The 12,749-nt window shown below is 71.1% G+C and carries 11 protein-coding genes; 9 read left to right on the top strand and 2 right to left on the bottom strand.

What is annotated here, in order from left to right:
- The first annotated feature begins 144 nt into the window (after positions 1-144).
- The 5 genes from EDF31_RS11985 to EDF31_RS11965 all read left to right on the top strand — a co-directional run bounded on the left by EDF31_RS11985 (position 145) and on the right by EDF31_RS11965 (position 4,237).
- Positions 145-1,179, top strand: a complete 1,035-nt coding sequence (locus EDF31_RS11985) for an iron chelate uptake ABC transporter family permease subunit (protein ID WP_131846269.1) — start codon at positions 145-147, stop codon at positions 1,177-1,179.
- Positions 1,176-2,195 carry an iron chelate uptake ABC transporter family permease subunit gene (locus EDF31_RS11980; protein ID WP_243650008.1) on the top strand — a complete coding sequence of 340 codons (1,020 nt, stop codon included), beginning with the start codon at positions 1,176-1,178 and terminating at the stop codon, positions 2,193-2,195. The genes EDF31_RS11985 and EDF31_RS11980 overlap by 4 nt, the downstream gene beginning before the upstream one ends.
- Positions 2,196-2,308: 113 nt before the next feature.
- Entirely contained in the window at positions 2,309-2,788 is a 480-nt protein-coding gene (locus tag EDF31_RS11975; protein WP_123292449.1) for an FHA domain-containing protein, read from the top strand.
- Complete coding sequence (locus EDF31_RS11970; RefSeq protein ID WP_123312968.1) at positions 2,788-3,492, top strand: MerR family transcriptional regulator; 705 nt, start codon at positions 2,788-2,790, stop codon at positions 3,490-3,492. The genes EDF31_RS11975 and EDF31_RS11970 overlap by 1 nt, the downstream gene beginning before the upstream one ends.
- A 184-nt stretch (positions 3,493-3,676) precedes the next feature.
- Positions 3,677-4,237, top strand: coding sequence for a MerR family transcriptional regulator (locus EDF31_RS11965; protein WP_111085817.1), 561 nt, complete (start codon positions 3,677-3,679; stop codon positions 4,235-4,237).
- Positions 4,238-4,574: 337 nt separating this feature from the next.
- Here the strand turns inward: EDF31_RS11965 and EDF31_RS11960 are convergent, their stop codons facing one another.
- Positions 4,575-5,396 carry a ParA family protein gene (locus EDF31_RS11960; protein ID WP_131846268.1) on the bottom strand — a complete coding sequence of 274 codons (822 nt, stop codon included), beginning with the start codon at positions 5,394-5,396 and terminating at the stop codon, positions 4,575-4,577.
- Between the two features lie 60 nt (positions 5,397-5,456).
- Between EDF31_RS11960 and EDF31_RS11955 the strand changes: the two genes are divergently transcribed.
- The 3 genes from EDF31_RS11955 to EDF31_RS20510 all read left to right on the top strand — a co-directional run bounded on the left by EDF31_RS11955 (position 5,457) and on the right by EDF31_RS20510 (position 9,628).
- A complete protein-coding gene (locus EDF31_RS11955) occupies positions 5,457-8,867 on the top strand; it encodes a pyruvate carboxylase (protein ID WP_131846267.1) in 3,411 nt (1,136 codons plus the stop codon).
- Position 8,868: 1 nt separating this feature from the next.
- On the top strand, positions 8,869-9,372 hold the full coding sequence (locus EDF31_RS11950; protein WP_123292453.1) for a peptide deformylase: 504 nt from the start codon (positions 8,869-8,871) through the stop codon (positions 9,370-9,372).
- Between the two features lie 124 nt (positions 9,373-9,496).
- On the top strand, positions 9,497-9,628 hold the full coding sequence (locus tag EDF31_RS20510; protein ID WP_260095359.1) for a hypothetical protein: 132 nt from the start codon (positions 9,497-9,499) through the stop codon (positions 9,626-9,628).
- A 132-nt stretch (positions 9,629-9,760) separates the two neighbouring features.
- Here the strand turns inward: EDF31_RS20510 and EDF31_RS11945 are convergent, their stop codons facing one another.
- On the bottom strand, positions 9,761-11,656 hold the full coding sequence (locus tag EDF31_RS11945; RefSeq protein WP_243650006.1) for a long-chain fatty acid--CoA ligase: 1,896 nt from the start codon (positions 11,654-11,656) through the stop codon (positions 9,761-9,763).
- Positions 11,657-11,778: 122 nt separating this feature from the next.
- Here EDF31_RS11945 and EDF31_RS11940 point away from each other — a divergent pair, with 122 nt between their 5' ends.
- Positions 11,779-12,732 (top strand): ROK family glucokinase, encoded by a 954-nt coding sequence (locus tag EDF31_RS11940; protein WP_111085799.1) that lies wholly within the window; start codon positions 11,779-11,781, stop codon positions 12,730-12,732.
- The last annotated feature ends 17 nt before the right edge of the window (positions 12,733-12,749 follow it).

Here is a 12,749-nt window from a genome sequence, read left to right as displayed (position 1 = left end):
CGGGTGTCGATGGAGACCAGTACAGGCGGCGATCCAATGACGAGCCTATGAACGGACCCAGCGACTGCTCCGGGCTTGCTCGGGGGACGCCGAGTGGGCTGCCGGTTCGGTCGCCCGGGGTCCGTTAGGGTTGCCTTACTTCCCATGCGCTCCTCCACGTCCGCGCCACCGGCGCCCGCCTCCGTCTCCCGTCTGGTCGGGGCGACCGTGCTGGCCGTCGTCGTCCTCGCCGTGGCGTGCGCGCTGTCGATCGCCTACGGATCCCGGCCGATCCCGCTCCACACCGTGCTCGACACCGTCCTGCACCCGGGGCGGAACGACGAGGTCGGGCTGATCGTGCTCGGCAACCGCGTCCCGCGCACCGTCGTCGGGCTCCTCGCGGGTGCCGCCCTCGGTGTCGCCGGCGCGGTGATGCAGGGCGTGACCCGCAACCCGCTCGCCGACCCGAGCGTCCTGGGCATCAACTCCGGGGCAGCCCTCGCCGTGGTCGCCGGCATCGCGCTCTTCGGGGTGAGCGGCACCGCCGCCTACCTGCCGTTCGCGTTCGTCGGTGCTGCCCTGGCCGCACTGCTCGTCTACGGGATCGCCGCCGTCGCCCGGCGCGGACTGTCGCCGGTCGGCCTCGCGCTGTCCGGTGCCGTGGTGGCCGCCGCGCTGTCGTCGATCACGACGGCGGTGCTCGTCACGAACGCGAGCCTGCTCGACCAGCTGCGGTTCTGGCAGGTGGGCGCCCTCGCCGGCAAGGACCTCGGCACCGCCGGCATCATCACGGCGCCGGTGCTGATCGGTCTCGCGATCGCGTTCGGCCTGGGCCGCTCGCTGAACACCCTCGCCCTCGGCGACGAGCTCGCGGCGTCGCTCGGGCAACGCGTGGTGCTCGTCCGGGCCGTCGGCGGGCTCGTGACCGTGCTGCTCGCCGGCTCGGCCGTGGCCGCAGCGGGGCCGATCGCCTTCGTCGGGCTCGCCGTGCCGCACGCCGTCCGTCGGCTGAGCGGCCCCGACCACCGGTGGACCATCCTGCTGTCCGCGATCGTCGCGCCGGCGCTGCTGCTGGTGGCCGACGTCATCGGTCGCGTCGTGGCGTACCCGGGGGAGCTGCAGGTCGGCATCGTCACGGCCCTCATCGGTGCGCCGGTGTTCATCGCGCTCGTGCGGTCGAGGGCGGTGCGGGGCCTGTGAGTCGTGTCCGCCGGTCGGTCGGCGTCCGGCAGGAGCTCGTCGGTGCCCGGCGCGAGCTCGTGGTCCTGGCGGTCGTCGTCGTCGTGCTCGTCGCGCTGGTGCTCATCGGACTCGGGGTCGGCTCGATCCCGCTCACCCCGGCGCAGGTGGTCGGCGCGCTGTTCGGCCAGGGCGACCGCATCTCGGACTTCGTCATCGGACAGCTGCGCGGCCCCCGGGTGCTCGGTGCGGTCCTGGTCGGCGCCAGCCTGGGGGTCGCGGGCGCCATCGTGCAGAGCGTCGTCCGCAACCCGATCGCGAGCCCGGACGTCATCGGCATCACCTCGGGTGCCAGTGCTGCGGGTCTCACCGCGATCGTGCTGTTCGGGGCGTCCGGCGGCACCCTGTTCTCGGTCGTGCTCGTCGGCGCGGTCGTGGTGTCGATCGTGATCGCCGGACTGGCCTGGCGGCGGGGGATCACCGGCAACCGGGTCGTGCTCGTCGGGATCGGCGTCTCGGCGATCTGCCTGAGCATCACGGGGTGGATGCTCACCAGCGGCACCGTCACCCAGGCCGGCACTGCGCTGCTGTGGTTGTCCGGCAGTCTGAACGCCGTCGACCGGAACCTGGTCGGCGTGCTCGGCGTCGCGTTCGTCGTGCTCTTCCTGCTGGCCCTGCTGCAGTCGTCGCGCCTGACCGTCCTGACGCTCGGCGACGAGGTCTCGGCGGCCCTCGGGCTCCGGCCGGACCGCGCGAAGGTGCTGCTGCTCCTCACCGCCGTGTGCCTCACCGCCGCTGCGGTCGCCACGGCGGGGCCGGTGGCGTTCGTCGCACTGATGGCGGCGCCGATCGCCCGTCGGCTCGTCGGCGGCGGCCGCGTCGCCCTCGGGCCGGCAGCCGCGGTGGGAGCGGCGATCACCCTCGGCAGCGACCTCATCGCCCAGTTCGCGATCCCCGGCAACGCCCTGCCAGTCGGCGTCGTGACGGGTGTCGTCGGCGCCCCGTACCTGCTCTGGTTGCTCGCGCGCGGTCGCTGAACCCGGGCCGCGCGTTCGCGCACCGCGGACGATCGTCCACAGGCCCAGTTCGGGGCTGCCGCTGGAGCCCTCCTTTCCGATACGCTGGTGGGCCAAGAGGAGGAGGTCCACCGATGCCAGATCCAGTGGTCCCGCAGCCGGACGGTCAGAAGACCCCGGAGCAGCGGCTGGTCGACACCACGTTGACCTTCAGCATGGACATGGGCGCGGCGCTCACCGCCGAGTCCGGTGTCTCAGCGGAAGAGCGCGAGGCGGTCAACGCCCTGCCGTCCGGATCGGCGCTGCTCGTCGTGCGCCGCGGTCCGAACGTGGGTGCGCGGTTCCTCCTCGACTCCGACGTCACGACGGCCGGACGACACCCCGACGCCGACATCTTCCTCGACGACGTCACGGTGTCGCGCAAGCACGCGCAGTTCCTGCGGCACGGCACGGCGTTCACCGTCAAGGACAACGGTTCGCTCAACGGCACGTACTTCGACGGTGACCGCATCGACGAAGCACCGCTCACCGACGGGGCAGAGGTCCAGGTCGGCAAGTTCCGTCTGACGTTCTACGCGTCCCGGGTCGACCTGGCGCGCCTGGCGAACGCGTAGTGGCCGCACGGTCCGCTGCGGCCCGGGCGGGGTCAGCGGCACCGGACCTGCTCACGATCGGGCAGGTCCTCGCTCGCCTCAAGCCCGAGTTCGCGGACCTGTCGAGTTCCAAGCTGCGCTTCCTCGAAGAGCGGGAGCTCGTCACGCCGATCCGCACGGCCAGTGGGTACCGCAAGTTCTCGGCGGCCGACGTCGATCGCCTCCGGGTGATCCTCGGTCTGCAGCGCGACCACTACCTGCCGCTCAAGGTCATCAAGGACTACCTCGCCGACCTCGACGCCGGGCGCGAGCCCGTGCTGCCGGGCGGTGGGGACGCCCCCCGCCCCTCGATCCTCGGGCGCGAACGCCGGTACACCCGTGACGAAACGGCCCGAGCGGCCGGCGCGTCCCCGATGCTCCTGGCCGACGCGGTCTCCGCATCACTGCTCCCCGCCACCGAGACCTACGGCGAGGACAGCGTGTCCGTCCTCAAGGCACTCGTCGAGCTGCAGCGGACCGGCATCGAACCGCGGCACCTGCGCACGCTCCGCAGCACCGCCGAGCGCGAGGTCGGACTCATCGAATCCGCGCTCATGCCCGTGTCCCGCCGGGGCGATGCGACGTCACGGGCGAAGGCCACGGAACTCGCACGCGAGATCGCCGTCCAGCTCGAGGTCATCCGCTCGAGCCTCATCCGCGCGGCGATCGGTCGTCTCGACGCATGATCCGTTCCGGTGGTCCGCGGGGGCTTGTGCGTCAGTGGGTGGGGCGTATCCTCGACACGCCGGACGCGCCGAGTCGGATGTCCCGCGCGGGAGCGGTCGGAGTCGCTACCGTTGACCTCGGAACAACTCTCAACCCGTCGTTGAACCTTCGGGTGGGAGCTCGATCGTCGTGGAAGGCAAGCGCATGAGTGGGAACGACACCCCAGGCACCGAGTCGGACACGACGCGGTACGACCTCGGGCTGCTCTTCACCGACGGCCTCCCCGAGCACGACGAGCAGAACGGCTACCGCGGCACCGTCGCCGCACGTGCAGCCGGCATCTCGTACCGACAGCTCGACTACTGGGCACGCACCGAACTCGTGCAGCCCACCATCCGCGGCGCTGCCGGCTCCGGTTCCCAGCGCCTGTACGGCTTCCGCGACATCCTCGTGCTCAAGCTCGTGAAGCGCCTGCTCGACACCGGCATCTCGCTGCAGCAGATCCGCACCGCCGTGAACCAGCTCCGCGAGTCGGGCGTGTCCGACCTCGCCCAGACGACGCTTATGTCCGACGGCGCCTCGGTCTACCTGTGCACCTCGGACGACGAGGTCATCGACCTGGTGTCCCGCGGTCAGGGTGTCTTCGGCATCGCGGTCGGCAAGGTCCTGCGTGAGGTCGAGACCTCCCTGGTCGAGCTCGACGCCTCCGCGGCGGCCGACCCGTCCGACGAGCTCGCCGCGCGTCGCGCTTCCCGCGCTTCCTGACCAGGTTCTCGCGGTTCTCGTCCCGCGGATCGCCCCGAGTGGTCACCCCCCGTCGTGTGCGCGTCGCCGAGTGGTCACGAACCGTCGTCCGCGCGGCCGTCGGCCGACAGATGGTGACCGCTCGGCGGACGTGAGCGGGATGTTGTGACCGCTGGGAGAGCCGGGGCCGGGCGTGTCTGCCGGGGCACAGACGGGCCTCCTGGCAGTCGGCGCGTGGTCACGCACCGTCGTGTGCGCGTCGCCGAGTGGTCACGAACCGTCGTCCGCGCGGCGGTCGGCCGACAGTTGGTGACCGCTCGGCGGACGTGAGCAGCGCGTCGCGCCCGCGCGGCAGCGACTACGCGCCTACTGCACCCGAACCGTCGGCGTAGGGCCCGATCTTGCCGGTCCGCATGATGCGCTCGAGCAGCTGGTCGAAGTTCTTCGCCATCTCCTGCGCAGACTCTCCGGGCCACACGTGCAGCGGCTTCGCGGCACCCTGCGCCTGCTGCAGCGACGTGCGCTCGGGCAGCTGCGGCGACAGGACGAGCGGGCCGAACATGTCGCGGAGTTCCTTGATGCGGAACTGGTGCTCGAGCGACTGGACGCGGGCACGGTTCACGATGATGCCGAGCGGCTGCAAGCGGGGGGAGAGACCGCGGCGGATCTCCTCGATGGCACGGAGCGCGCGGTCGGCGGCGGCGACGGAGAACAGGCCGGGCTCGGTGACGACGGTGACGCGGTCGGACGCTGCCCACGCGGTGCGCGTGAGGGCGTTCAGCGACGGTGCGCAGTCGATGAGCACGAGCTCGTAGTCCTGCTCGACGTTGGCCAGGGCCTCTTCGAGCTTCCAGATGTCGCGGATGGAGGGGTGCGGCCCGTCGAAGTTGATCGCGGAGGGCGACCCGACCATGACGTCGATCTTGCCCTGCGAGCCCTTCGTCCACCCGGAGGGGGCGATCGCCTGGCGGACGATCTTCTCCTTCGGGTTCTCGAGGACGTCGGCCACGTTGAGGTGTCCGGCGATGTTGATGTCGAGGCCGGTGGAGACGTCGGACTGCGGGTCGAGATCCACCACCAGCGTGCGCAGTCCCTTGGCGAAGGCGGCCGAAGTCAGGCCGAGCGTCACCGTCGTCTTGCCGACACCGCCCTTGAGGGAGCTCACGCTGAGTACATGCACGATCAGCAACGTTACCGCCACTAGGGTTGTCTCACCTCAACCCGGGCTGAAAGGGACGTCGTGTTCAGCAAGATCCTCGTGGCGAACCGTGGTGAGATCGCCATCCGCGCATTCCGTGCCGCGTACGAACTGGGGGCGCGCACCGTCGCCGTCTACCCCTACGAAGACCGGAACTCCCTGCACCGTCTGAAGGCCGACGAGGCCTACCTGATCGGTGAGCGTGGCCACCCGGTCCGGGCGTACCTGGACGTCTCCGAGATCATCCGCGTGGCGCACGAGTCGGGCGCCGACGCGATCTACCCGGGGTACGGCTTCCTGTCCGAGAACCCGGAGCTCGCCGCCGCGGCCGCCGCAGCCGGCATCACCTTCATCGGTCCGGGCGAACACGTGCTCGAGATGGCCGGCAACAAGGTGACCGCGAAGGAGCACGCGATCGCGGCCGGCGTCCCGGTCCTCGCGAGCACCCCGGCGAGTCGCGACATCGAGGAGCTCATCGCCGGCTCCGACGCCATCGGGTTCCCGGTGTTCGCCAAGGCCGTCGCCGGTGGTGGCGGTCGTGGCATGCGCCGGGTCGAGACCAAGCCCGAACTCCGTGCAGCGCTCGAAGCAGCGATGCGCGAGGCCGACAGTGCGTTCGGCGACCCGACCATGTTCCTCGAGCAGGCGGTGATCCGGCCGCGGCACATCGAGGTGCAGATCCTCGCCGACGCAACGGGCACCGAAGCGGGGACGATCCACCTGTTCGAGCGGGACTGCTCCGTGCAGCGCCGCAACCAGAAGGTCGTCGAGATCGCCCCGGCGCCGAACCTCGACCCCGCCATCGCCCGGGCTCTGCACCGCGACGCGGTCGCCTTCGCCCGCTCGATCGGCTACGTGAACGCCGGCACCGTCGAGTTCCTGCTCGACACCGAGGGCGAGCGCGAGGGGCAGCACGTCTTCATCGAGATGAACCCGCGCATCCAGGTCGAGCACACCGTCACCGAAGAGGTCACCGACGTCGACCTGGTGCAGTCGCAGATGCGCATCGCCTCGGGCGAGTCGCTCGCCGACCTCGGCCTGTCGCAGGACACCGTCTCCGTGCACGGGGCCGCGCTGCAGACCCGCATCACGACGGAGGACCCGACGCAGGGCTTCCGGCCGGACACCGGCCGCATCACCACGTACCGCAGCCCCGGCGGCGCCGGCGTGCGCCTCGACGGCGGCACGGTCGCCACCGGTGCGCAGATCAGCCCGCACTTCGACTCGATGCTCGCCAAGATGACGTGCCGCGGACGCGACTTCCCGACGGCCGTCGCCCGTGCGAAGCGCGCCCTCGCCGAGTTCCGCATCCGCGGCGTCAGCACGAACATCCCGTTCCTGCAGGCCGTGCTCGAGGACCCGGACTTCGCCCGCGGCGACGTCTCGACGAAGTTCATCGAGGAGCGTCCGCAGCTGTTCAGCGGCCACGTGTCGAAGGACCGCGGCACCAAGGTCCTGAACTGGCTGGCCGACGTCACGGTGAACAAGCCGAACGGTGACCGGTCGCCGCTGGTCACCGACCCGAGCGCCAAGCTCCCCGCCCTCGACCTCAGCGCCCCGGTGCCCGAGGGCCAGCGCGACCTGCTGCTGGCGCAGGGTCCGGCCGAGTGGGCGAAGGCACTCCGCGCCCAGACCCGGCTCGCCGTGACGGAGACGACGATGCGGGACGCGCACCAGTCGCTGCTCGCCACCCGTGTCCGCACGAAGGACCTCGTCGCCGTCGCACCGTACGTCGCGCGGCTCACGCCGCAGCTGCTGAGCGTCGAGGCCTGGGGTGGAGCGACGTACGACGTCGCCCTCCGGTTCCTCGGCGAGGACCCGTGGGAGCGCCTGGCCTCGCTGCGCGAGGCGATGCCGAACATCCCGATCCAGATGCTCCTGCGCGGCCGCAACACGGTCGGCTACACCCCGTACCCGACCGAGGTGACGGACGCGTTCGTCGCCGAGGCCGCCGCCACGGGCGTCGACGTCTTCCGCGTGTTCGACGCGCTCAACGACGTCAGCCAGTTGCGACCGGCCCTGGAGGCAGTGCTCGCGACCGGCACGGCCGTCGCCGAAGCGGCGCTCTGCTACACCGCCGACCTCCTCGATCCTGCCGAGGACCTGTACACGTTGGACTACTACCTCCGCCTGGCGGAGCAGATGGTCGAGGCCGGCGCGCACGTCATCGGCATCAAGGACATGGCCGGCCTGCTCCGCGCCGGCGCCGCCGAGAAGCTCGTCGGCGCGCTGCGCGAGCGCTTCGACCAGCCCGTGCACGTGCACACGCACGACACCGCCGGTGGGCAGCTCGCGACGCTCCTCGCCGCCGCGCGTGCCGGTGCGGACGCGGTGGACGTCGCCTCGGCGCCGATGGCCGGCACGACGAGCCAGCCGAGCATGTCCGCGCTGGTCGCCGCCCTGGCCCACACGGAGCGCGACACCGGACTGTCCCTCGACGCGGTCGGCGACCTCGAGCCCTACTGGGAGGCGGTCCGTCGGGCCTACGCCCCGTTCGAGTCCGGGCTGCCCGGTCCGACGGGTCGGGTCTACAAGCACGAGATCCCCGGTGGTCAGCTGTCGAACCTGCGCCAGCAGGCGATCGCGCTCGGCCTGGGCGACCGGTTCGAGCAGGTCGAGGACTGGTACGCCGAGGCGAACCGGATCCTCGGACGCCCGACCAAGGTCACGCCGTCGTCGAAGGTGGTCGGTGACCTCGCGCTGCAGCTCGCCGCGGTGAACGCCGACCCGGCCGACTTCGAGCAGAACCCGGACAAGTACGACATCCCGGACTCCGTCGTCGGGTTCATGGCCGGCGAGCTCGGTGACCTGCCGGGTGGGTGGCCGGAGCCCTTCCGCACGAAGGTCCTGGCGGGCCGCGACGTGCGCCTCGAGATCACCCCGGTGCCGGACGCCGAGCGCGCGCACCTCGACGCCCAGGGGCCCGAGCGCCAGCAGGCGTTGAACCGGCTGCTGTTCCCGCAGCCCACGGCGCAGTTCGAGCGGGTGCGCGAGCAGTACGGCGACCTGTCCGTGGTGCCGACCGTCGACTACCTGTACGGGCTGCGTCCCGGGCAGGAGCACGTCGTGCCGCTCGGCAAGGGCGTCAACCTGTTCGTCGGGCTCGAGGCGATCGGCGAGGTCGACGACAAGGGCATCCGCACGGTCATGGCCACGATGAACGGGCAGCTCCGCCCGGTCTCGGTCCGCGACCGGTCGATCGAGGTCGAGACGAAGGTCGCCGAGCAGGCCGACAAGTCCGATCCGAAGCACGTCGCCGCGCCGTTCTCCGGTGTGGTGACGCTCAAGGTCGCCGTCGGTGACGTCGTCGAGGCCGGAGCGGCCGTGGCGAGCATCGAGGCGATGAAGATGGAAGCGGCCATCACGGCGCCCGTGGCGGGCACCGTCGGCCGTCTCGCGATCCCGGCGACCCAGCAGGTGGACGCCGGCGACCTCCTGGTGGTGCTGCAGTAAATTGACCGTCCGTCCCATCCGCCTGTTCGGCGACCCCGTCCTCCGTTCGCCTGCGGACCCGATCGCTCCGGCGGCACTCGGGTCGAGCGGGGTCCGCGACCTCGTGCAGGACCTGATCGACACCGTCAAGGAGCCCGGCCGCGCCGGTGTGGCCGCGCCCCAGATCGGTGTCGGACTCCGCGCGTTCTCGTACAACGTCGACGGCGAGGTCGGGTACGTCCTGAACCCCGAGGTCGTCGAGGTGTCGGGGGAGCCCGAACTCATGGAGGAAGGGTGCCTGTCCGTTCCCGGGCTCGGCTACCCGACCCGGCGGCACCCGTACGCCAAGGTCCGTGGCGTCGACGTCGACGGCGCCGAGGTGGTGCTCGAGGGCACCGGGCTGATGGCCGAGGCGCTGCAGCACGAGGTCGACCACCTGGACGGCACCGTCTACGTGATGACGCTCGAACCAGAGGTCCGACGGCAGGCGCTGCGGGACATCCGGGCGCAGGAGTGGTTCCACTGATCCGCTGGTCATGAGTGCCTGCTCATGACACCCCCACGGGGGATTGTCGCTTTGTCCTGACGAAGAGGTACCGTATCCGCGTCGGCCTCCCACCGACGACCATCCCATCCCCCAGGACTCCCGCATGACCAGTCAGACTGACGAGCTCAGCTCGCACCGCACCCGCACCAACCGTCGTCCGGCCGACACCACGGTCGCCACCGGTTCGACCGCCGTTCTCGACGCCCCCGCGACGGAGCAGTCGCCGGAGGCCTGAGCCCCGCGCGCGCCTGCACTCCGCGCGCACACACCCCGTGCGCACCTGGCGCAATCGGGCGTCCCTGGTCGGAAGAAACGACCTGGTACGCCCGAAACGCCTTGGTACGCCGAGACGGCGGGACGCTACGCGCTACGCGCGGCGCGCGCGACGCTCCTCGATGACGGGCGTCGCGGTCGTCTGCACCTTCGACCCCGAGTAGATGTGGTCGATGTCGGCCGCGAAGTCGCGCAGGATGACCGACCGCTTGATCGTCAGCTTCGGCGTCAGGTGTCCGGAGCCCTCCGTCAGCTCGGTGTCCAGGATCGTGAACGACCGGACCGACTCGGCTCGTGAGACCCGGCCGTTCGCGGTGTCGATCGCCTCTTGCACGGCGGTGAGCACGCGTTCGTCGTACGCGGCCTCGTGCGCGGAGAGCGCCGGGGTGATCCCGCGGCTCTCGCACCACCCCGGGAGCATCTCGCGGTCGAGCGTGACGAGGGCGGCGATGAAGGGCTTGCCCTCGCCGACGACCACGACCTGCCCGATGAGCGGGTGTTCGCGGACGCCGTCCTCGAGCGGTGCCGGTGCGACGTTCTTGCCGCTCGCGGTGACGATGAGTTCCTTGGCGCGTCCGGTCACCGTCAAGATGCCGTCGTCGTCGAGCCGTCCGAGGTCGCCCGTGCGGAACCAGCCGTCGTCGGTGAACGCCCGCTCGGTGGCCTCGTCGTTCCGCCAGTAGCGGTCGAACACGTCGACGCCGCGGATCAGGATCTCCTGGTCGTCGGCGATCCGGATCTCGACCCCGGGGAGTGCCGGTCCGACCGTCCCGATGCGCAGGTCCGCCGCACGGTTCACGGTCGCGGGGGCCGTCGTCTCGGTGAGCCCGTAGCCCTCGAGGATGAGCACCCCGATCGAGCGGAAGAAGTGCGAGAGCCGCGGTGAGAGCGGCGCCGAACCACTGACCGCGTACTCGGTGCGGCCACCGAGGGCGTTCCGGAGCTTCGCGTAGACGAGCTTGTCGAACAGCTTGAACTTCAGGCCGAGCACGAGCGGGACCCGACCGGCGGCCAAGGCCTCGGAGTGGGCGACCGCGGTGTCCGCAGCGGCCCGGAAGATCTTCCCCTTGCCGCCGAGGTCGGCCTTCTGCTCGGAGGCGTTGTAGATCTTCTCGAACACCCGGGGGACCGCCAGCAAGAAGGACGGCTTGAACGACGACACGGCCTGCATGAGGTCCTTCGTGTCCGGCTCATGGCCGACCAGTACCCCGGCGGACACGGACATCGCCGCGATGAAGCGGGCGAACACGTGGGCCATCGGGATGAAGAGCAGGGTCGAGGCGCCGTCCGCGACGACCTCGGGCATCGCGACACTGGCGTTCTCGACCGTCGCGGTGAAGTTGTCGTGCCGCAGGACGCACCCCTTCGGGCGTCCGGTCGACCCGGAGGTGTAGATGATCGTCGCGTCGTCGTGGCCGTGCACCGACGCCGTCCGCGCGTCGAGTTCGTCGTCGGTGACGTCCTCGCCGAGCCGGGTCAGGTCGTCGAGCCCGCCGCCGTCGATCGTCCAGTGCTGCCCGAGGTGCGGCAGGTCCGGAGCGATCGAGGCGACCCGACGCGCGTGCTCCTCCTGCTCGACGACGATCGCGACGGCCTCGGAGTCGGAGAGGATCCACCGGACCTGGTCGGGGGAGCTCGTCTCGTAGACGGGGACGGAGACCAGTCCTGCCGTCCACACCGCGAAGTCGACGAGGGTCCACTCCAGGCGGGTGCGGGACAGGATCGCGACGTGGGCGCCGGGCTCGAGGCCGGCGGCGACGAAGCCCTTCGCGATGCCGCGGACCCGTGCGAGCACCTCGCCGGCGGTGATCGTCGTCCACGTGTCGCCGTGGCGCTGGGCCAGGATCGGACGCGACGGCGTCAGCCGGGCGCGGTCGCCGAGCAGCCGCGCTGCGGAGCCGTGGTCAGGAGCGACGGGGCCGCTCGTCGGACGCGAGGCGTGCCTCCCGGTCGGGACCTGACTGGCGCGTTCGGGTCGCTGATCGTTCACGGTGACTCCCTTGTCTGCCGGTTCGATTCGAGGGCGCCTCATCCTGCGAGGCGACACAGTCAGCATAGGACGCGTCACCGGGCGTTCCGTGAGTTCGCGGTGAACCGGTAGGCTCTTGGACCGTGCACGCCATCGGAATCGACATCGGGGGCACCAAGATCGCGGGAGCGGTCGTGACGGAACTCGGCGAGATCATCGCCGAGGACCGCGTGGCCACCAACGCTGCGGACCCGAACGCCATGCTCGACGACGTCGTCTCGATGGTCGAGCGACTCAGCTCAGGCCACGAGGTCGGCGCGGTCGGCGTCGCGGCCCCGGGCTTCATCGACGCCTCGCAGTCGATCGTCTACTACACGCCGAACATCCGGTGGCGGAACGAGCCCCTGCGCCAGAAGCTGCAGCAGCGCCTCGGCGACCTGCACATCACGGTCGACAACGACGCCAACGCCGCCGGGTGGGCCGAGTTCCGCTTCGGCGCCGGCCGGCTCGTCTCCGACATGACGATGCTCACCATCGGTACCGGTGTGGGCGGCGCCATCGTGACCGAGGACCGCCTGTTCCGCGGTGGGTTCGGCACCGGCGGCGAGATCGGTCACCTGCGCATCGTGCCGAACGGTCTGCCGTGCGGCTGCGGCGCGCGTGGCTGCATCGAGCAGTACGGTTCCGGCCGTGCCCTGCAGCGGATGGCGAACGACGTCGCCGACGCCGGCGGCATCGGATCCGCGCTGGCCGACGCGCGTGAAGCCAACGGCGGCGAGCTCGACGGACACATCGTGGGCGACCTGATCCTGGCCGACGACCCGGGCGCCCTCGCGGCGCTCCGTCGCCTCGGCCGTCACCTCGGTGAGGCCTGCGCCTCGCTGTCCGCGGTGCTCGACCCGCAGCTGTTCGTGTTCGGCGGCGGGGTCGCCAGCGCGGGGGACCGGCTGCTCGACCCGATCAAGCAGGCGTACCTCAACAACCTGCCGGCGCGTGGCTACCACCCCGAGCCGGACTTCGTGATCGCCGAGCTGGTGAACGACGCCGGAGTCGTCGGCGCCGCCGACCTGGCCCGCATCCACGCCCGCACGGCGTAACCGCGTACCGGCCCGCA

This window comes from Curtobacterium sp. PhB142 (assembly GCF_004341255.1).
Classification (GTDB): Bacteria; Actinomycetota; Actinomycetes; order Actinomycetales; family Microbacteriaceae; genus Curtobacterium.
This window is presented reverse-complemented; position numbering and strand designations above follow the sequence as displayed.